This window comes from Prevotella sp. P5-64 (assembly GCF_002251285.1).
Lineage (GTDB): Bacteria > Bacteroidota > Bacteroidia > Bacteroidales > Bacteroidaceae > Prevotella.
This window is the reverse complement of sequence record NZ_NPJK01000005.1, coordinates 175,983-197,043: the sequence shown is the minus strand read 5'-3', so window position 1 is coordinate 197,043 and position 21,061 is coordinate 175,983. Positions and strand designations below refer to the sequence as shown.

Below are 21,061 nucleotides of genomic sequence, written 5' to 3'. Positions count from 1 at the left end.
TTGAGCTGAGATAGATACAAAAAGCCGTAGAGTCTTCTGAAGGCTTCGCCTTTGTGGCTATGGCGCCGCCGACAGTCGGAAAACAAGTTTTCCTTCGTGTCACCACCGCCACAACCACAGTCATGCGAGGCATGACTTCAGAAGACACCACGGGGCAAAAAGCGGCCAACGGCCGTAAAAAAAGTCCGACTACGCCAGTAAAAAAACAGACGCTTACTGTCCTTGCCAAAGGAAAGAAGAAGATAGGCAACGGCCTGCCAATACAGCCTTCCAGGCAGGGCGGCGCAACATGGGGAAGACGGGAGAGAACCTACACGAAAGCAGCTGTTTTTGTACCGGCGGCAGCCGGACTTTTTTTACCGCCAAAGGCGGACTTTTTGTTTTTGCGGCTTTTCAGCCTGCCGACAGGCAGGCGCGGATGGGGGTGGCGGCGAATGTCCGAGAGCGTGCTCTCGACGACATTGCCGACAGCCACAAACGCAAAGGGCGCAGCCCTGAAAAGCCGCAAATCTTTTTGTATCTATAGCACGCTGATTATGCATACTACAACCGCCAGCGACACAAGTAGTCCATTGTGGATGGTACGCACCCTTGATAACTCTGTAGGAGTAGCTGCTGCTTGTGGGCTCCTTGTTTGCAGTTGTTTTTGTACCGGCGACAGCCGGACTTTTTTTACCGCCAAAGGCGGACTTTTTGTTTTTGCGGCTTTTCAGCCTGCCGACAGGCAGGCGCGGATGGGGATGGCGGCGAATGGCTGAGAGCGTGCTCTCGATGACATTGCCGACAGCCACATACGCAAAGGGCGCAGCCCTGAAAAGCCGCAAATCTTTTTGTATCTATATCACGCTGATTATGCATACTACAACCGCTGGCGACACTTTTTTCTTGCCTTTTAGACAGACTATGTCTATAATTATGCGTACCTTTGCACCCATATATATAATAAGGTATGGTAAAACGGAGTGAAATATTGCTGGAGAAGATACGCATGGGCAACGCGATGACCATGCACGAGAAGTTGAGGTTGATAGTTGACCTCAGCGTACCGTCCATTCTGGCACAAATCACCACCGTACTCATGTTCTTCATCGACGCCGCCATGGTGGGACACCTCGGTGCGGCAGCCTCTGCCAGCATCGGACTCATCGAGTCGACCACCTGGCTCATGGGCAGTGTGATGGGAGCGGTATCTACCGGATTCTCTGTCCAGGTGGCCCACTTCATCGGAGCCAACGACTTCGTGAGGGCACGCCAGGTATTCCGCCACGCCCTGGTGTGTGGCGCCGTGGTCAGCATGATGATACTGCTGGTGGGCGTTACCATCCACGGAGCACTACCCTACTGGCTGGGAGGCGGAGAGGACATCGCCGGCGACTCGTCGGCCTACTTCCTCATCTTCTCGTTGGCCATGCCCTTTATCCTGCTGTTCCACCTCAACTCAGCCATGCTCAAGAGCACGGGCAATATGCACATCCCCAGTCTGCTGAGCATCACGATGTGCATACTGGATGTGGTGTTCAACTACTTCTTCATCTACATCCTCGAACTCGGCGTGCGCGGTGCCGCTATGGGTACCTTCTGCGCCTTTGCCATCATCTCGCTCACCATGATGTGGGTTGCCACGAGGCGCAACCGCATCCTCGCCCTGCGCCAGGACACCGCCCCCTTCACCTGGGTATGGCTCTATGTGCGCAACGCCCTGCGCGTGGGTCTTCCCATAGCCATCCAGTCGGCGCTGATGAGTGGTGCCCAGGTAGTAAGCACACTGATAGTGGCGCCATTGGGCAACGTGGCCATCGCCGCCAACTCGTTTGCCATCACTGCCGAGAGTCTCTGCTATATGCCGGGCTATGGTATCGGCGACGCAGCGTCGACACTGGTGGGCCAGACCTATGGAGCGCGACGCGCAGACCTGTGCCGCAACTTCGCCTATATGACCGTGGCACTGGGCATGGGCGTGATGGCAGTGATGGGTGTGGTGATGTATGTCTTCGCCCCCGAGATGATAGGCATGCTGTCGCCCGTCGAAGAGATACGCCGCCTCGGCACCGAGGTGCTGCGCATCGAGGCTTTTGCTGAACCTTTCTTCGCCGCTTCTATCGTCACCTACAGCGTGTGTGTGGGTGCCGGCGACACCATCAAACCCGCTCTGCTCAACCTGGTTTCGATGTGGTGCGTGCGTCTGACGCTTGCTGCCCTGCTCGCCCCCACCTATGGGTTGCGCGGCGTATGGGTTGCCATGGCGATAGAGCTCACTTTCCGTGGTACTATATTCCTCTTCCGCCTCTTCAAAGGCAGATGGATGAGGGGCCTCGCTACCTTCTGACAAGTCTATCGATAGCCATGTGCGCAAATATTGCGCAACTTTTTTTGACGAAAATCAAAAAAAATAAAGAAAACACTATTATATTTCACAGATTTTTAGTAGATTTGCTCACAAATTGTAGTTATTCTGTCATGAAAGACAGTGCAACCGCAATTGAAGACAGTTCGCCCGCACACCGGGAGAACTCCAACTAACGTGAATATAAACTGATAATTAATAACTTAAACGAGTAATAATATGGACAAAACATTACGCAGCTCCTTATTGGATGGCTTACAGGGAGTAAAGCACGCGTACGTAAAGCCATGCGTGAAGACTCGCGGAATTGAGGCAGACAGCCTGCTTAACACTTCCGTAGAATCTACTGTTGACCCAGGAAATACCGACCACGAAGGTGGCGGCGCTCTTGCACCTAAGGACAACTTTAATTTATGGGAGGACTAACAATGATGAAGAAATTGATGTTTCTCGTTGCCATGGTTGCCGGCTTGTTCGCATCATGTACAGACAACACCGTAGTAGACAACAATCAGGACGAAGGCGCCAAGAAGATGAAGCTGTCTATCAACGCCAGCGTTGCCGGCTCACGTGTAGGATTCACTCCCAATGGCGAGGGCCTGAAGGGCTCGTTCCAGGAGGGCGACTATATGATGGTATATTTCCGCACGGCTGATGGCAAATGGCTCAACAAGACCTGCGTGCTCAACTATGAGCCCGGTACTGCTGGCAAGTTCTCTGCCCAGATAGCCGAGATTCCCGAAGGAACCGGTCTGCTCCATATCCTCATCGGTACCACCAAGGGTGGCACTCCTTACATCGATGCCGCTGCCGGCAAGTGCGCGCTCATCAATGACCTGAGCAAGCAGGAGGGTACGCTCGAAGACGCCGCCATGCGCAGCGTTTTCCAGGCTGACCCCATGACCGAAGGCAATCTGGACGTAAACACCGAGAAGAATACCGCCACTCTGAACAATGTTACCTTCGCGCCCAAGACCTCTGTACTCAAGTTGCAGCTCACCTTCCCCGAGGGCGTTACTGTAGCCAAGGGCACTGCACTCACCGTACAGGCTGATGCTACATATAATAAGGTACAGATTTCTGGTGGCAATCCTGGCGGCAGCAGTACTCCTGCAGGCGCCAAGGGCAAAGCTACATTCACTGTAAAGGTAGGTGAAGTAAGCGGCAATGTCGCTACTGCCTATATGACCATCTGGCCCAACGTGAGTGAAAACGAGTTCAGCACCGTCAACATTTCTACCGAAATCGACGGCAAGAAGTATGCTGGCGAGTATCTGAAGAACCACGCAGCCAAGCTCGAGGCAGGCAAGCTCTATACCGTGGCAACAGCCATGGCCAAGCAGAAGACCGAAAAGACCATCTGGGTAAAGGACAACGAGGCCGACGTGGCTGACGCCGTAGACGGTACCGTTAACTCTGAGGCAGACTGGCTCACCTACGCCGCAGGCAAGGTACACGCCAAGGCCAACGAGACTGGCGCTCCACGTACTGGCGTCATCACCGTAGGCGATGTCAAGTTTACCGTTACTCAGATTGAACCCAAGGACTTCAAGGGTACATATACTTTCACTGCCAAGGTATTTGCCGGCAAGGTAGCTTCCTATCACGCAGCTCAAGACCCCAAGTCTTGGGATGTTACCATCGGCGAGCCTCGCAAGGCTGTCACTCTGACCGACGCTGACGGTGAGACCAAACACACCAACAATGTAGGTATCAAGGGTCTCTACTTCGATGCCATCATGGACGCTTGTATCGAGATTGACTATGAGAACCAGAAGGCCAAGATGGGTGTATTCTACGATGCACGCCCCGAAGAGGCACAGAAGATAGCAGCAGAAGGCGATGCCAAGGGTCTCTATGCACGCTTCGTACCTACACTGGTTACCCGCACTGCTGCAGCATGGGCAAGTCCATGGAAGTTTGACGAGGTTAACCTGGGAAATCCCAACTATGCATGGGCATGGTTCCCATTGCAGGCTGACCTGAAGACCTTCATGTACTACAACCGCGCTGGCAACAATGTAGAATTCTCTACCGTAAGCCAATATTCTGACGCTACTATGAACCAGATTGCCGGTATCGACATTGTAGCTACTGCTACTGCAGACGGCATTCCCACTGGCTACGCCAACGTATACCAGGTGAATGCCAAGGGCAAGCCCGGTACAAGTTTCGTACGCAAATAAACTTATCGGATAAACAATAAACCGCAGGCACCTGCTTGGAAAGTAATCGCTTTACAAGCAGGTGTTTTTTCTAACAATCGTGAGCGATGCCCTGCTGGCACCAGCCATCCTTTCCCTGCTGGCTACCATCGCCACCACAACCACACAAACAATAACCTTGGCGCCCATGACTACAGGTGCCTTATATAGATACAACATGAAAAAGAGTAACAATGCAACCACTATTACCCGTGACGCGTATGTGAAGCCTCTGTGCAAAACCCGCGCCATTGAGACTGGCAGCGAGATTTGCAACGCCTCTGTTCCTGACGTGGAACCAGGCGGCGACATGGATCGCGTTAGTAGTTTTTTACCCAACGAAGAAGAGAAGGAGGGACTATGGAACTGAAGAAAATCTTTGGCGGCATAGCTCTCGCCGCCCTCGTAGCCGCATGTTCGTCTGACGACATCGCGCCCATGACTCCCGACACCCCGCAGACCGGCAAGCTGACCATCCGCACCTCTCTCCCCAGCACCCGTGTGGGTCTGAGTGAGCAGGGCGAAGCCACCAACCCCGGACTCAAGGTGCAGTGGAAAGCCGACGACAAGCTCGCCGTAAACTGCTACCAGCAGAACAGCGTGAGCACATTCACCGCAGGCACCATAAGCAGCGACGGCCACAACGCCGAGTTTACCGGCACACTGGCAAGCACTCCCACCGGGAAGACTACCCTCTTCGCCGTCAACCAGATAGTCGCAGCGCCCATCGTTGACGCCACAGCCAAGCTCGACCTGACCACACAGACGGGAAAGATAGAAGACCTGGGCAACTATGACCTGCTGTCGGCCAAGGGTGAATACGTCCCCACCAACAATGGCAAGATAGACCTGAGCATGAAGCACAACGTGGGCTTCATCCGCGGCACCATCATCCTGCCCTTCACCCCCACCACCGAGACCTACGCCGTAAAGCTCAAAGCCGACGGCCTCGCCACAGGAGTATGGTTCTCGCTGAAGGACGGTAGCGAAAGCAACCAGTCGACCGGCGACATCAACATCAGCGCCGCCAAGGTAGACGGCAACAAGCTGACCTTCTATGCCGCCGTGCTGCCCCAGACGCTCAAGAACATGCGCGCCGACATCGTGGGCCCCAGCGCCGAAGCATACAATGACCTCTTCATCACCGACAACTTCCAGGTAGAGGCAGGCAAACTGTACACCGTGACCCGCAGCAACGAGAAGCTGGCCGACGTATCGCTCTGGACCGACAACAAGGCGTGGAGCAAGACCTACGACGTGGCCAAGTACAAGATTACCACCATCGAGCGCATACCTGCCGAGGGCAGCGACTGGCTCAGCGTGACCTCAGACGGTACCCAGGTCATCGTATCTGCCACCGCCAACACCACCGGCGCACCCCGCCAGGCCAAGCTCATCTTCGGCAACGGCAGCCAGAAGACCACCATCGACCTCACCCAGATAGAAGAGACCGACTTCGCAGGCGTATGGGATATGACAGCTTTCAAGACATTCTACACCAAGGGCTCTGCCTCTACCACCAACTATGACAGCAAGTGGAGCGCCGCAGGCACCACGCCCAGCGACAACCGCACCGACCTGAAGATAGTGGATGGCGTGAACTACAACAACAAGACCGAGCTGAACCTGGTCAACAAGACCGGCAAGACCGTCACCGCATACGAGAGTCTGAGCCAGAACTCGCAGAAAGCCACCAACAACGTGAGCATCACCGGACTCTTCGAGAATCTGAAGACCGAAGCCCTCACCAAGGTCGACCACTCTGCCAAGCAGGCTACCGTGGGCATCTTCATCGACACCCATACCTCGACCAAGGCACAGCGCCTCTACACCGGACAGTATGCCGGAGAGTACGCAGCCCTGATGCCTGAGTTGAGCACCAAGATCAACGGCGGCTGGTCGTTCCAGTATGCCACCATCGGCGGCGTGCAGTACACATGGTATACAGGCACCGTGAGCGTAGTGGGTCATACCACCACCGTGCGCTGGAACGCCAATACCAGCGGTATGCACAAGCTGAAGACCTCGGACAAAACACCCTCGCTCTATATCTGCGGTCTGCAGGTGATGCGCTATTACAACAACAGCATCTCTTCCACCAGCATGATACGCCAGAAGCCCGGCGGCTACTCAGCCTCCAACTTCGCTGCCTACGCCGTGACCTATCAGGGCGACATCGTCATCAAGCGCACCGCCTCGGGCTACAAGGATGTAGAGATAGGCGGCGGAAACAATTAATCCAACCCATCCAGCACACGAAAGAAGTATGAAGAAGATATTATATTCACTGCTCGCAGCTGCCCTGATGGCAGGTTGCAGCAACGTAGAGGAACAGGTGACACCCGGCACCGAGCCTGGCAACGACTTCGATGTCACCGCCTGCAAGATAGCCCCCACCCGCGTAGGTTATACCGAGGATGGCGGCGCCCTCACCGCCCAGTGGGAACAGACCGACCTCATCAGCATCTACGCCGATGCAGGTGTGAACCCCAACCGCGGTACCCTCAAATTTGTAAGCTATAAGGGAAGCGACAAGAGCAACGCCAACTTCAAGGGTCACTTCGACCGCGACGTAGCCACCACCACCCCCATCTACGCCTACGCCCAGTACCCCAATGTGTATAACCAAGCCGACGCCATCGTCAACGACCTGCACTTCCAGACCGGCAAGCTCACCGGCGAAGGTAGCGCCACTACCCACGACGTGCTCTTCGCCACCGGCACCTACGACCCCAACGCCACCGAGCCGCTGGCGCTTACCTTCCAGCGCAAGATGGCAATCGTGAAGCTCGACATGACGCTGCCCGACGAGGTGACCACCAAGCCCACAAGCGTGAGCATCATGGGTGCGGGTGTATATAATAATGTGTCGCTCAACATCGCCGACGCTACGCTGAAGACCGGCGAAGAAGGCGCCATCACCATAGATACCGAAGGCCTCGCCCTCAACGGCCACAGCCTTACCGTCTATGCAGCCCTCTACCCCAACGACATCAAGGCTCTGAAAGCCACTGTCAAGGTGGGCACCAAGGCATACATCGTCCACTTCGGCGACGTAGCCCTCACTGCCGGCGCCTTCAAGGCGGTAGCCTCTACCAGCGTCAATACCATCGACAGCGACGTGACCGGTAAGGTGACCGACCAGAACGGCAACGCCATCGAGGGAGTAGTGGTCAGCGACGGTTTCACCTGTGTGAAGACCGACGCACAGGGCAAGTATGCCTTCAACCGCAACGCCAACGCCAAGTTTGTCTACTACACCGTGCCCGCCGACTGCGAGGTGCCCGTACACTCTGCCACCGACAACACCGCCAACTTCTACCTGCCTCTCGCCGAGGGCACCTACGAGTACGACTTCAAGCTCACCAAGCTCGCCGGCGGCAAGGAGACCAACCACATGATGATTGTCATCGGCGACCCACAGGTGACCAACAAGTTCAACCCCTACTACGAGAGCGCCGACGACAACATGATTAACAAGAGCGACGTGATGCGCTTCACCGACGAGACCATGGCCGACATCAAGAAGACCATCGCCTCGCTGCCCGCCAGCACCCCCGTCTACGGCCTCACCATGGGCGACGACGTGCAGTACTACGGCGGTTTCAATGCCAACCTCGAAGCCGAAATCCGCGCCAAGCTCGGTTCGACCAAGATGCGCCTCTTCTCGGTCATCGGCAACCACGACCAGGACGGTAGCGCCCTCTACAAGAGCAAGTGGGAAGAGGCCTGGGGCCCCACCGACTACTCTTTCGACCGTGGCGACGTACACTATGTATGCTTCAACAACGTATACTTCTACTCTGGCGCCACTTACTACCAGCCCGGCGAGCTCACCAATGAGCAGATGGCTTGGCTCGAGAGCGACCTGAAGCTGGCCGACAAGAGCAAGATGGTGGTGCTGAGCTACCACATCCCGCTCACCTTCGGCAACCGCCGTCTCAGCGGTGCCACCGACATGGGCAGCGGCCACTATGCCTCTACCCGATTGGGCAAGATACTCACCCTGCTCAACCAGTTTGCCGGCTACCGTCTCTTCTGCGGTCACACCCACTTCGCTGTCAACAACGAGATAATCTTCGAGGGCAAGGAGGTTTATGAGCGCAGCCACGCCGCAGCCTGTGGCGACATCTGGCAGTCCAACATCAACATCGACGGTACCCCCAACGGCTACTATGTCTACACCATGGACGGTGCAACCATCAGCAACTGCTACTACAAGGGCGCCAACTGGGACAAGAACAAGCAGATGTCTGTATTCCGTGCCGACACCGACTTCAACGGTGAGAGCTATGCCGCCGACTGGCTGCTGGGCAAGGGCAAGGGTACCATCGTGGCCAATATCTTCAACGCCGACTCCAAGTGGAAGGTCTATGCCGTGGAAGGCGGCGTGAAGACCGAGATGACCCGTCTGCAGAGCACTCCCGGACAGGATGCCTTTGCCGTGGGTTACCACAAGAAGTATGCTGTAGCCAACAAGTACAACTTCTTCAGCAAGAACAACGGCTATCTGAAGATGAACCACTGGTATTCGTACATCCCCAAGGACGCCAACGCCGTGATCACCATCGAGGCCACCGACCCCTTCGGCAATACCTATACCGCAAGCAGCAAGGACGCCGTGACCGAGCCGTTCTATAACTATGCCCACTACTACGGCAAGTAACAAGACCAGATAAAACCATCAAAGCGGAAGTCGCACCCAGCCCATCATCTGGGTGCGGCTTTTGCTTATAACAATAATCAGCAACAAGACAACCATACATGAGAAAGACAACCCTATTGACGGCTCTGGCCACCATGGCGCTCGCCATGCTCAGCCCCGTGCAGGCCGCAGCCCAAAGTGACACACTGAAGTTTACCGGAACCTTCACCGACCAGAAAGGACGCCCCATGCGCGGGGTGGTGGTGAGCAACGGGTTCACCTGCGTGCAGACCGACACCAAGGGCAACTACGAGCTGCCCTACAACAGCGCCACCAAGTTTGTATACTTCACCGTACCCGCCGACTGTGAGGTGCCCACCCACTCAGCCACCGACAATACCGCCTGCTTCTACCGGCAGGTAGTAGACAGCGTGAAGCGTTATGACTTCCAGCTCACCCGTATGCCCCGAGGCAAGGAGAAAAGCTACAAGCTCATCGTCATCGGCGACCCGCAGGTGACCAATGCCTATGGCCCCTATTTCCAGGGCCCCAACGACAACGCCGTGCGCAAGAGCGATATAGACCGTTTCACCGACGAGACCATGGCCGACATCAAGAAGACCCTCGCCTCGCTGCCCGACGATATGCCCGTCTATGCGCTCAGCATGGGCGACAACGTGCAGTACTATGGTGGCTACAACGAGAAACTGGAGGGCCAGATGCGCGCCGTGCTCGGCTCTACCCGCATGCGCACGTTCTCGGTCATCGGCAACCACGACCAGGACGGCAAGGCGCTCTTCAAGCGCAAGTGGGAAGAGGCATGGGGACCCACCGACTACTCCTTCGACCGCGGCAACGTGCACTATGTGTGCATCAACAATGTCATCTACTACCGGGGCGGTGCCTACTACCAGCCCGGCGAGCTCACCGACGAGCAGATGGCCTGGCTCGAGAGCGACCTCAGCCTGGTGCCCAAGAACAAGATGGTGGTGCTGAGCTACCACATCCCCTTCACCTTCGGCAACCGTACCCTCAAGCCCAATCCCAATGACATGGGCAAGGGCCACTACGCCTCCAACCGTCTGGAGAAGATACTCCTGATGCTCGACAGGTTCAAGGGCTACCAGCTCTTCTGCGGACACACCCACTTTGCCATCAACAACGAGATAGAACTCAACGGCCGTCAGGTGCTCGAGCGCTGTCATGCCGCCGCCTGTGGCGACATCTGGCAGTCCAACCTCAACATCGACGGTGTGCCCAATGGCTATTACGTCTACAGCGTCAAGGGTAACAAGATTGACGACTGTTATTATAAAGGTACGCGATGGGACAAGAGCCGCCAGATGACGCTCTTCCTCGCCGACACCGACTTCAATGGCGAGAGCTATGCCGCCGACTGGAACCTGCCGCGTGGCAAGGGCATCATCGTGGCCAATGTCTTCAACGCCGACTCGGGCTGGCGACTCTTCGCCATCGAGAATGGAGTGAAGACAGAGATGACCCGACTGCAGAAGACGCCCTGCCAGGACGCCTTTGCCGTGGGCTATCACCACAAGTATGTCAAGTCAAATCCCTACAACTTCTTCAGCAAGCGCAACGGTTACCTGAAGATGAACCACTGGTACTTCTACCAGCCCAAGGACCCCAAAGCGATTGTCACCATCGTGGCCAAAGACCGCTACGGCAACACCTACACTGAGACGAGCGACAAGGTGGTCACCGAGCCTTTCTACAACTATGCCCACTACTACGTGGACGAAGAGTAGACCGCCTCGCCCATAAAGCCGACACGCAGTAGCCGCATCCATAGATGCCGTTACTGCGTGTTTGTTTTGTACCCCCATGCGCCGCTCATCATCATCCATGCGCCCGGTGCTGCCGTTCTGGCCGCCGCCATCATGACGATAATCCTACGCTGTCATGGCAGTGGCGCTCGGCTGCCATTGCGTTGGCGCCCTGCACGGCTTGCGGCTGAGCGAATGTGGCGGTGGCTGGCATGGAGACGAAAAAAGGCGACCCTCTGTGGAGCCGCCTTCTTCAAAAGTGCATTTCTACACTTTCATTTTCTCTCTCAAAATTCTCTTTTTGTTATCCAAAAGCAAAGGACAGTCATCGCGACTACACCTGTGCATATGTCTAATTACCTAACTTAATACCTATGACAATCACTTATGTCTAAATGCAAATGCAAATGTTATCCTTATCTTTATTACCTTGAACAGAAATACCCTTATTTCTTATTTCTGATGCAAAGTTAAGCGTTTTCTGACATTTAGAAAGCATTCCTATGGAAAAAGTTTACAAAATGATTATATTTTTGATATACATCAACACACCCAAGATTGGCTCTATTGCTCCAGAGGCTGTAGATAGGCGTGCCCAAGGGACTGATACGGGGTAGCAGAGCCTGATGCCCACCCGCCAATATCCATGGCAGACAGCCTTTTGCCGCCTTGGCTGGACGAGTCATGCCCCCGCCCGCTCCGCCATCCGCCTTCGCTCGGCCCGCCATGCCCTCCGGCAAGACTGGAGATGAGAGTCAGCAGCTCGTATCGTAAGGCACGAGGCCACGTAACATAAGAAACGAAAGCCCGTATCATACGATACGCAGGCTCGTGCCTTACGATACGAGCCGGCAATGACGGTCGGCAGGGGCACAAAGGCTCTGGAAAAGAGGGGATAGATGGTCAGTAGACGCGCCGAGCGGATCGGCAGAGTTGTGGTAATTACGCCATTACCCACGGAGCGATGCAGCAGGATTGGGGCATAAAACGCCGAAAAGACAAGGATAATGAAGAAAAATCGAAAAAAGATGAAGAAATATTTGGAGATATGGAATAATTATGGTATATTGCGCCACTTTTAACATGGGAAAGCATACAAACTGACCATCAACCAACTAACAAGTTTAATACAAATGATGAGACAACTGAAGATATCCAACAGCATCACCAATCGTGATCAGACTTTAGGCTCCTACCTCACCTGGATAGCCAAATTCCCCCTTCTCAATATAGAAGAGGAAATAGAACTCGCCCAGAAAATCAAACACGGCGGAACGGAGGGCGAGAAAGCCAGAGAGAAGTTGGTCACCTCCAACCTGCGCTTCGTGGTATCGGTCGCCAAGCAATACCAGCACCAGGGTTTGGCGCTCAGCGACCTCATCAACGAGGGCAACATAGGTCTGATGAAGGCTGCCGACAAGTTTGACGAGACCCGTGGCTTCAAGTTCATCTCCTATGCAGTGTGGTGGATACGCCAGAGCGTGCTGCAAGCCATCTCGGAGCAGGGCCGCATGGTGCGGCTGCCGCTCAATGTGGAGGGCGTGCTGCACACCATAGCCAACGCCACCAACGACTTCATGCAGAAACACCAGCGGCTGCCCTCGGTCGACGAACTGGCAGCCATCACCAATGTAGACCCTGAAAAAATCGGTCAGGTGCTGAAGAGCCACGGCCCTCATACCAGCATCGACACGCCCCTGCAGTCTGGCGAAGACACGACGATAGCCGACACGATACAGGCCGACAGCAAATGGAGCCCCGACAAGGAGGCCGACTCAAAGAGTCTCACCGACGAGCTCTGCCAGGTCATGCAGAAGGTGCTCAAGGAGCGCGAGATGACCATCGTGAGATACTGCTTCGGCATAGGCTGTCCCGAAAAGGGACTGGAAGAGATAGGCGACCTGTTCAATCTCACCCGCGAGCGCGTGCGCCAGATACGCGAGCGCTGCATCCTCAAGCTCAAAGGCAGCGACCAGGCCCACATTCTCGCCAAGTACTTGGGGTAGGCGCCCACCTTATTATATATATAGCGCAGGGACAGACTCCTTGCCAGCACTGCAGCCAGGGCACTACCCACAGAGGGTGGTGCCCTGCCGCTTGCTGCCCCCGGCAAGGCTGTGGATGGGAAGGGCTACAGCGACGATAGGGAAAAAAAATATCCGCAATACCAGTCGGTCGGTATTGCGGATAATTGTAATATGCTGTGTATTTGCTTTCTGTACAGTCGCCAGCTCGGCTTACGGTCGGGTTGTTCCGGGACGATGGAACGAAACCAGCGTGAGGTCGAACACCAGCGTAGAGTAGCCCGGAATAGATGTGGTGGCACCACTGGGGGCGTAGGTCGACTTGCCGTAACCCAGAGCGTAGGGAATGGTGACACGCCAGCGGTCGCCGGGGTGCATATTGAGCAGCGCTGTGGTGAAACCGTCGATGAAGGTCGACGCGGTGTAGGTCGTGGAGTTCATCGTGGTGAGGTCGTAGTCTCCCGTCCATGTCTGATCGAACACATATCCTGCGGGGTACGATGTCGTGGGGATAAAGCAACCACGGTAGTGTATCGTCACGGAGTCGGTGTACATAGGACTCTCGGTGCTGGTTCCCTCGTGGAGCACTTCGGCTACGATGTAATTGTCGGGGTTTGTGGCCACATTCTCGGGCAAGTCCCAACTGCGTATTACCTTGTACCTGGCTGGATTGCTCTTGGCTGTCTGGTAGAGATTGTTGAAGTAAGTCTCATTGCGATTCTGCCAATCCTCAAACTCGCTGGGCTCGCCGGGGGTCTCGGAGCACGATGCCATCACGAGAGGCAATGCCATCAATAAGAATTTTACGATATTCTTTATCATCTATTATACTATGTATATCCTCCCTGCCGTCGGTGGACAACAGGGAGGATGTGAAAAAATCAATTGAGCTTCTTGAGCAGACTGGTGATGCTCACGCGGTCTTCGATGATGGCGCGGAGCTGGTCTACAGGCACACGCTCCTGCTTCATCGTGTCGCGATAGCGCAGGGTAACGGTGTTGTCGGTAAGGGTATCGCCATCGACGGTGACACAGAAGGGAGTACCGATGGCATCCTGGCGGCGGTAACGCTTGCCGATAGAGTCCTTGGCCTCGATATGTGTGTTGAAGTGGAACTTCAGGTCATTGACAATCTCCTGTGCCTTCTCGGGCAGTCCGTCCTTGTTGACCAGGGGCAGCACGGCACACTTGACGGGAGCCAGTGGCTCGGGCAACTTGAGCACTACGCGGCTGCCGTTCTCGAGCTGTTCCTCGGTGTAGGCATGGCACATCACGCTGAGGAACATACGGTCTACGCCGATAGAGGTTTCAACATCGTAAGGTACATAGCTCTCATTGGTTTCGGGGTCAAAATACTTGATTTGACGACCACTGTACTTCTCATGCTGAGAGAGATCGAAGTTAGTACGTGAGTGAATACCCTCAACCTCCTTGAAGCCGAATGGCATGCGGAACTCGATGTCGGTGGCGGCATTGGCGTAGTGAGCCAACTTCTCGTGGTCGTGGAAGCGATAGTTCTCGGCGCCCATGCCAAGAGCCTCGTGCCACTTGAGGCGATACTGCTTCCAGTACTCGAACCACTTCATCTCCGTACCGGGCTGGCAGAAGAACTGCATCTCCATCTGCTCAAACTCACGCATACGGAATACGAACTGGCGGGCCACTATCTCGTTGCGGAAAGCCTTTCCTATCTGTGCGATACCGAAGGGCAGCTTCATGCGGCCAGTCTTCTGCACGTTGAGGTAGTTGACAAAGATACCCTGGGCGGTCTCGGGACGCAGGTAAATCTTGTTGGTAGTGTCGGAGACAGAACCCATCTCGGTAGAGAACATCAGGTTGAACTGGCGCACATCGGTCCAGTTCTTGGTGCCGCTGATAGGGTCTACAATGTTCTCGTCGAGGATTATCTGCTTCAGCTCCTCAAGGTTGGGACCCTGCATTGCCTCGGTGTAACGTGCATGAAGAGCGTCGCGCTTCTGCTGATGCTCGAGCACACGGGGATTGGTAGCGCGGAATTTCTGCTCATCAAAGGCGTCGCCGAACTTCTTGGCGGCCTTGGCAACCTCCTTGTCTATCTTCTCCTCGTACTTGGCTATCTGGTCTTCGATGAGCACGTCGGCACGATAACGCTTCTTGGAGTCGCGGTTATCGATAAGTGGGTCGTTGAACGCATCGACGTGGCCGGAAGCCTTCCACACGGTCGGGTGCATGAAGATGGCGGCGTCGATACCCACGATATTGCTGTGCATCAGCACCATCGACTTCCACCAATATTCCTTGATATTATTCTTAAGCTCAACGCCGTTCTGACCGTAGTCATACACGGCGGCGAGACCGTCGTAAATGTCTGAACTGGGAAAAACAAAGCCATACTCTTTGCAATGGCTGACTATTTTCTTGAAAACATCTTCTTGTGCCATAATTGATTTATCTTCGTTAAATGCTGACTGCAAAGGTACTACAAAAAATAGATACCCGCTAAGATATAGTCGTTTATTTTTCGGTTTTAATCAAAAATTAACTACTCATACAGACGCACCGGACCCAGCAGACCCATAGAGCGCAGAGGGTGATTGCGCTTGATTACATAGCGCTGTGCCACCTTGTTGTCCTTGAGGGTATGCATGTAATTGCCCATGAGGGTGGTCACCTTGACCTCGATGGTGTTGGCACCGGCATGGAGCATGCCTTCGACGTCGATGACGCGGTCGCCAAACCACTGCACCCCGGCTGGGCGTCCATTGATCTTGACCTCGGCTATCTCGCACACGCGTCCTAAGTTAAGGTATTTGGGCATGCGTCCGCTCTCCACATTGACGGTGGTGGTGTAGGTGATGTCGCCCATGAAGTGGGAGTACTCCGTGTTCTTCAGGTCCTGCAGGCTGTCGGGCATGGCCATCGTCTTGACCCATCCCTCGCGCGAGTGGTGCAGGCTGGCGGTCCAGTTGCCCAACTCGATGTACTGCTCGCCCTGCAGAGGCTTGCGCTTGTAGACGGGAGCCTTGGCCTTGACATCGTTGAAGACCACGAAGAAGGCCTCAGCGGGACCCATGTCGAGGTGCAGACGCTGGCCGTCGAGCTTGAGCGTGTAGCGCTTGCCGTCGGCGGGGTCGTAGAGCCATGCCGACTTGCCACGGGTCATGCTCTCGGGGAAGACCACATCGGTCTGCTTGCTGTCTTTCAGGTTGACATTGGCAAAGAAGAAGAGGTCGGAACCATCGTCGGCCTTGTATCTGTTCTGGAGCACAAAGCGGTCGGGGTTGGTAATGGTAACGGCGTGGGAGAGCTGATACTTGTCCATCACGTTGCGATACCACTCGAGATACTTGCCGTCCTGGGGCTTCTCGAGCAGCACGAAGCGGTCGGCGTAGCCCTTGAGCTCGTCAACGGTGGCACGCATCTTGGCGTCGCGCTCCTGATAGTCCTTCAGACCGAGCGAGCGCTGGGGATAGGTGCCGATGCAGAACACGCGGCCACCACCACGGACAAACTCGAGCAGCTTGTCCATCACGCCCTGGGTAGTGCCCTTGACATCGGGCAGGAAGATAGCCGAATAGCTCTTGGGGCCATAGCAGAGATGGCCATCGCGCACGTCGCATTTCTCGATGATGCTCTCGCTGAGATAGTCGGCGCCGCCGCCATTCTTATGGATGGCTTCCCAGATGAGGGAAGTATAGGTCACGTTGAGGTCGCGGGGGAACGGCTCGGTCTGCACGCCCATCTCGGTCCACAGGTCGGCGTTGGGGGGCAGTATGGCAATGTCGGTCTGCATGTCCACATTCTGCAGGATGCTGCTCACGCGGGCACGGTAGTTGTTCAGATACTTCCAGTAGGGGAACCATGTGTTCTTCTCGTTATAGTAGCTGCCATACTGGACCCATCCGGGGAATGCCACATCGCGCGGGCTGTAGTTGAAGCCATGCCATACGGAGTGGGTAACACCCGAGAAGGCCGACATGTCGGTGCCTATCTTGATAAGTTCGAGCGGGGTGTTGAAGACGAGATACGTATTGGTCATCTCCTCACAGCTCACGAGGCGCTTGCCGGTAAGGTGGGCTGCCGAAGAGACATACTTGTCTATCATCGTATATCCGCGGCCACGGCGGTAGTCCCTATCGCCCATCTCTTCACCCAGACGGTGGCGCAACCAGTTGGTAGTCCACGACTCGCCTTCGGGAATGTCGTAGGAGAGGGATGACTCGAGTGGGAAGAAGCCTCGTCCGTAAGCCTGGGCACGCGACTTGACGCCCTTTTCCTTGCACCATGAGGTGAAGGTATTGGTATATCGCTCCTGCAGCAACTCGGCCTTGGTCAGCTCGAAGTCGTAGCGCACGCGGTCTACCTGGTTCTTGAAGTCGGGGCCCTTCTTGGCACCGAAGATATAGCTCTCCACATCGCCCAGGCGTCCTACCTTGAACATGGTGAAGGGCAGCCAGGGCATCACGTCATAACCGCGACGGCGCTTGAACTCCTCGCGGAAGTCGTCGGTCCAGTTGGTACCCTCGAGCTCCATACTGTCGACGAAGAACGAACGCAACCAGCGCGAGAGGGGACCCGTCTTGGTCTCAATGGTATTGTACATATTGTCGAGATAACGGCGTACGGCACCCGCATTCATGTGGTCGAGTATGCTGCCGGCTGCTCCGGGAGCGCCGTTGATGACCGATGCGAAGGAGTCGAAGCGCACCATGGCGTAGAGCTGATACTTGCCCTCGGCGGGGGTGTCTACTACGTAGTTGCCATTGGCAAACTCGGCGGTGACATCCTTGGCCTGGCGGAAGTCATTGATGGAGTCGGGCACGAGATAAGCTATCTCCAAGCGGGGCTCGCGGGCTGAGTTGGTGATAGACACTCCAGGGTCGAGGCGCTTGAAGAGGTCAAACTTGGAGAACTCGTAATGACGGCCGGGAGTCAGAGGGATGGCAGCGGTAAGCAGCACCGATGCACGGTCTTTGTGGGGCAGAGTCTCGCTGCCGAAGGGCCATCCCGAACCGATGAGCAGGTCGCAGGTCATGCCGATGCGGCGTGCCTCGGTCAGCGTGGTATCGAGGGCCTCAAGCCAGGGCTGGCTGAGCCAGGTGAGCTGCTTGTAGCCGTGCTGGTCGGCACCGTAGGGCAGCGAGATGGGATTAATCTCGACACCGCCGATGCCTGCATCGCGCAACAAGTGGAGCTCGCGCACAAGCTCCTTGCCTACGACGGCATCGCCGTTCCACCACCAGCGCACGAAGGGACGATAGCGGCTGTCCGGGTTCTGAAACTGGGCATACAACGCCTGCGCCGAGAGCTTGCTCGGCTTATTGTCGGCATGCACGGGCATCAGCGCCATGGCCGACAGGATCAGGGTAAAGATAACATTTTTCATAATTGGTAACAAAATTACCATGATTAGGCGGGGAAGGCTAACCATAATCGTTAAAACTCACTAAAATATCATTATTCATAGGCGAATAACAAAAAGAGAGAGCCCGAGCGAGAAGGCTGTGGCCTCCGTCACTCGGGCTCTGGTTATGGGGATGATTATGCGTTTACATATCTTCGGCGAAGAGAGGGTCTTCGGGCATAACCATTACTGGCTTCTGGTCGAACTCACGAAGGAAGTTCTCGGGCACATACTCCTTGTTGACAACGAGGCGGAACATGTAGTCGCGGAACCAGCGGTCGGTCATGATGAAGCATCCACCGAAGCCGTTGTCAGCTCCCCAGCTGTTTTCCACCTTCCACTTCACAGGCTTGCCGTCCTTGTCCAGGTCTACGGCAGTGAGGGTCATGGCGTGGGTAGAGCCGCTGTCGAAGGTTTCGATGCGCTGGGCCTTGTCCATGCCGAAGGTGATGCCGAAGAGCGATCCGTAGTCAAAGTTCTCAGTGTCGAGATAGCCGCGCTTGCGGTCGAGCTGCTTGCCCACATCGTAGCTGGAGTACATCTTGCTGCCACCCTTGATACTGGCTATGGCAAGCTGGGCAATATCGTCCATAGGCAGGTTGAGATACTTCCAGTTGTGGCCGTCATAGGTGTGGCGGTCATACTCCACCTCGTAGGTCTTGTGGTATTCGCGGCGAGGGTCGTTCATCACCATAATGAAGGAGCCGTTGAGCGAGTGGCCTACGGTCTCTTCGTAGAACGACTTGGGGGTATAGCGCTTGGCGGGAGTCAGGGTGCGTCCGTTCTTGTCGGTGAAGGCGTAGGTAAACTCCTGCACGGGTTCGCCGATGGTAAGAGCCAGGATGTGGTAGATGGTGCCCAGCATCTCGGTCTTGCGCTTGCGGATGTCCTGAGCCTTCTTGCCGGCAGCCACCATCGAGCGCAGCTCAAGACCATACTCACGCAGTTTGGAAGAGATAATCCTTGCCATGCGGCTGGTATTGTCAGACGAGTAGGTCTCGGGCATCACTGCCATAGGCACCAGTCCGTACTTCTCGGCGAGGTCGGCCACGCCACAGAAGGTACCGCCATCGTTGATGGGGTGCTGGAAGAAGAAGCGCACACGCTGGTCGTCGATGGGCTTACGGGCATTGTCGATGACGCCTTGGAGCATGAGGTTGGCCTTCTCCAGCTGGTCGTAGAAGAAGAGATAAGCCTGTGAATACTCTACACAGAGGCTGTCCTGATGCTGCTTGGCAAAGTTGGCGCGCAGCACATTGAAGCCAGAGAACATCCAGCAGCGGCCCGAACTGCGTTGGTTGTGAATCTTCTGCTTGGGAGTCTCGTTGCTGAAGTGGGTGTCTACAGGGCGTTTGGCAGCATAATTCTTGGCCAGGTCGTCGATAGAGTTGGCGGCAATGGCATTGAAGAGCGCCTTGTCTTGAGCCGCTGTAGGCTGAGCCTTGCGGATGGCAGCGAGCATATCATTGCTGAGCCCGCCGTCATGCTTCTGCGCCGAGGCGGTAACCGCTCCCATCAGCGCCAGAGCAATAAGAAGTGTCGTTTGTTTCATCATCGTTTATAATAAATTAGTAATTGCTGTCTATGATGCTACAAAGTTAGCACTTTCTGCCGAGCCGAAGGGGATAAAAATGATAAAATCTCTGATGATAATGCGAAAAAACAGCCCGGCGGAGTTAATCTTTGGCCTCGGGATGCTCGACATCGCGGCGCGACTTCGACTTGGTGACGAGCCATACGCCCGAGAAGACGAGGATTACCGCCAGCGCCTGACTCAGCGTGAATACGGCCAGACCCGTAAGCACCGACACGGTGACCGACACGATGGGTTGCACATAATTGTACACGCTCACCACGGTGGGACGCAGCACCTGCTGGCCAGCCATCATCAACAGGTAGCTCACAAACGTGCCGAAGAAGACCACAAAGCCTGCCTCTGCCCAGGTGGTAAGAGCCACTGCCGACCAGTCGTTGGCCATCAGGTGGGGCGAGGCTATGGGCAGGATGTAGAGCGATGCCCAGAGAAACATCCACTTGTTGACGGTGATGACGGAATAGCGGCGCACCAGCTTGCTGAACAGCGCCAGATAGAGGGCAAACGACAACTGGGCCATCATGCACAGCACGTCGCCTCGCAAGTCGCCCACCCGGGCGTTGGCTGCCGACACGCTGCTCACGATCAGGATGACGGCGCCGCCACAGCCCATCGCTACCCCACCCGCCTTCATCGCCGACAGGGGCTCGCGCAGGATGAAGAACGACAGCACCATGGCGAAGATGGGCATCGATGTGGTGACGATGCTGGCATTGACGGGCGAGGTGATGCCCAGTCCGATGGTATACATGCACTGGTTGAACACGATGCCAAACAGTGCCGCCACAGCCAACAACAGCACATCGCGGCGTGCCATGCGCTCACGGGGCGCAAAGAGCGACGCCGTCCAGAACAGCAGCGCGGCGCCTGCCACGCGGAGCGATACCAGACAGATGCCGTCGATGCCGTGGGCCATGGCATCCTTGCCCACCGGAGCCATAAGGCCCCAAAAGATTTCGGCGAAGAGCAGACTCAGATGGGCCTTGAGCGCACGATTGTCATTCATAATCTTATTAATAGTTAAATTTCGGGGGCAAAGGTAAACAAATAAGCCATAAATGGGTGCAAGGCAAGGCTTTTTTT

The 21,061-nt window shown here is 55.6% G+C and carries 13 protein-coding genes; 8 read left to right on the top strand and 5 right to left on the bottom strand.

Features of this window, described 5'->3' with window-relative positions; all coding sequences use genetic code 11:
* Positions 1 to 131: 131 nt before the first annotated feature.
* The 8 genes from CIK87_RS01820 (at position 132) to CIK87_RS01770 (ending at position 12,983) form a co-directional block, all read left to right on the top strand.
* Positions 132 to 758 carry a hypothetical protein gene (locus tag CIK87_RS01820; RefSeq protein ID WP_144008069.1) on the top strand — a complete coding sequence of 209 codons (627 nt, stop codon included), beginning with the start codon at positions 132 to 134 and terminating at the stop codon, positions 756 to 758.
* A gap of 191 nt (positions 759 to 949) precedes the next feature.
* Positions 950 to 2,326 (top strand): MATE family efflux transporter, encoded by a 1,377-nt coding sequence (locus tag CIK87_RS01810; protein WP_094384946.1) that lies wholly within the window; start codon positions 950 to 952, stop codon positions 2,324 to 2,326.
* Positions 2,327 to 2,772: 446 nt separating this feature from the next.
* Entirely contained in the window at positions 2,773 to 4,530 is a 1,758-nt protein-coding gene (locus tag CIK87_RS01800; protein ID WP_094384942.1) for a BACON domain-containing protein, read from the top strand.
* A 79-nt stretch (positions 4,531 to 4,609) separates the two neighbouring features.
* Positions 4,610 to 4,918, top strand: coding sequence for a hypothetical protein (locus CIK87_RS01795; protein WP_144008068.1), 309 nt, complete (start codon positions 4,610 to 4,612; stop codon positions 4,916 to 4,918).
* Positions 4,909 to 6,786 carry a BACON domain-containing protein gene (locus CIK87_RS01790; RefSeq protein ID WP_094384938.1) on the top strand — a complete coding sequence of 626 codons (1,878 nt, stop codon included), beginning with the start codon at positions 4,909 to 4,911 and terminating at the stop codon, positions 6,784 to 6,786. The genes CIK87_RS01795 and CIK87_RS01790 overlap by 10 nt, the downstream gene beginning before the upstream one ends.
* A gap of 28 nt (positions 6,787 to 6,814) precedes the next feature.
* Positions 6,815 to 9,214, top strand: a complete 2,400-nt coding sequence (locus CIK87_RS01785) for a calcineurin-like phosphoesterase C-terminal domain-containing protein (RefSeq protein WP_254046489.1) — start codon at positions 6,815 to 6,817, stop codon at positions 9,212 to 9,214.
* A 98-nt stretch (positions 9,215 to 9,312) separates the two neighbouring features.
* On the top strand, positions 9,313 to 10,959 hold the full coding sequence (locus CIK87_RS01780; protein ID WP_094384936.1) for a calcineurin-like phosphoesterase family protein: 1,647 nt from the start codon (positions 9,313 to 9,315) through the stop codon (positions 10,957 to 10,959).
* A 1,154-nt stretch (positions 10,960 to 12,113) separates the two neighbouring features.
* Positions 12,114 to 12,983, top strand: coding sequence for an RNA polymerase sigma factor RpoD/SigA (locus tag CIK87_RS01770; RefSeq protein ID WP_094384966.1), 870 nt, complete (start codon positions 12,114 to 12,116; stop codon positions 12,981 to 12,983).
* A gap of 231 nt (positions 12,984 to 13,214) precedes the next feature.
* On the opposite strand, the gene CIK87_RS01765 is transcribed toward CIK87_RS01770, so the two are convergent.
* The 5 genes from CIK87_RS01765 to CIK87_RS01745 form a co-directional block, all read right to left on the bottom strand.
* On the bottom strand, positions 13,215 to 13,823 hold the full coding sequence (locus tag CIK87_RS01765; RefSeq protein ID WP_094384932.1) for an FKBP-type peptidyl-prolyl cis-trans isomerase: 609 nt from the start codon (positions 13,821 to 13,823) through the stop codon (positions 13,215 to 13,217).
* Between the two features lie 59 nt (positions 13,824 to 13,882).
* The gene (locus tag CIK87_RS01760; RefSeq protein ID WP_094384930.1) at positions 13,883 to 15,421 is read right to left on the bottom strand and encodes a glycine--tRNA ligase; all 1,539 of its coding nucleotides are present in this window, start codon (positions 15,419 to 15,421) and stop codon (positions 13,883 to 13,885) included.
* 101 nt (positions 15,422 to 15,522) lie between these two features.
* On the bottom strand, positions 15,523 to 18,366 hold the full coding sequence (locus tag CIK87_RS01755) for a glycosyl hydrolase (protein WP_158216177.1): 2,844 nt from the start codon (positions 18,364 to 18,366) through the stop codon (positions 15,523 to 15,525).
* A 163-nt stretch (positions 18,367 to 18,529) separates the two neighbouring features.
* Positions 18,530 to 19,936 (bottom strand): aminopeptidase C, encoded by a 1,407-nt coding sequence (locus CIK87_RS01750; RefSeq protein WP_094384926.1) that lies wholly within the window; start codon positions 19,934 to 19,936, stop codon positions 18,530 to 18,532.
* Positions 19,937 to 20,060: 124 nt separating this feature from the next.
* On the bottom strand, positions 20,061 to 20,984 hold the full coding sequence (locus CIK87_RS01745) for a DMT family transporter (RefSeq protein ID WP_094384924.1): 924 nt from the start codon (positions 20,982 to 20,984) through the stop codon (positions 20,061 to 20,063).
* Positions 20,985 to 21,061: the final 77 nt, after the last annotated feature.

Bases quoted from the DNA above. Each gene is read 5' to 3' on its own strand.
- CIK87_RS01820 (WP_144008069.1), top strand. From the start codon at position 132: ATGACTTCAGAAGACACCACGGGGCAAAAAGCGGCCAACGGCCGTAAA.
- CIK87_RS01810 (WP_094384946.1), top strand. From the start codon at position 950: ATGGTAAAACGGAGTGAAATATTGCTGGAGAAGATACGCATGGGCAAC.
- CIK87_RS01790 (WP_094384938.1), top strand. From the start codon at position 4,909: ATGGAACTGAAGAAAATCTTTGGCGGCATAGCTCTCGCCGCCCTCGTA.
- CIK87_RS01770 (WP_094384966.1), top strand. From the start codon at position 12,114: ATGAGACAACTGAAGATATCCAACAGCATCACCAATCGTGATCAGACT.
- CIK87_RS01750 (WP_094384926.1), bottom strand. From the start codon at position 19,936: ATGAAACAAACGACACTTCTTATTGCTCTGGCGCTGATGGGAGCGGTT.
- CIK87_RS01765 (WP_094384932.1), bottom strand. From the start codon at position 13,823: ATGATAAAGAATATCGTAAAATTCTTATTGATGGCATTGCCTCTCGTG.
- CIK87_RS01745 (WP_094384924.1), bottom strand. From the start codon at position 20,984: ATGAATGACAATCGTGCGCTCAAGGCCCATCTGAGTCTGCTCTTCGCC.
- CIK87_RS01780 (WP_094384936.1), top strand. From the start codon at position 9,313: ATGAGAAAGACAACCCTATTGACGGCTCTGGCCACCATGGCGCTCGCC.
- CIK87_RS01755 (WP_158216177.1), bottom strand. From the start codon at position 18,366: ATGAAAAATGTTATCTTTACCCTGATCCTGTCGGCCATGGCGCTGATG.
- CIK87_RS01760 (WP_094384930.1), bottom strand. From the start codon at position 15,421: ATGGCACAAGAAGATGTTTTCAAGAAAATAGTCAGCCATTGCAAAGAG.
- CIK87_RS01785 (WP_254046489.1), top strand. From the start codon at position 6,815: ATGAAGAAGATATTATATTCACTGCTCGCAGCTGCCCTGATGGCAGGT.
- CIK87_RS01800 (WP_094384942.1), top strand. From the start codon at position 2,773: ATGATGAAGAAATTGATGTTTCTCGTTGCCATGGTTGCCGGCTTGTTC.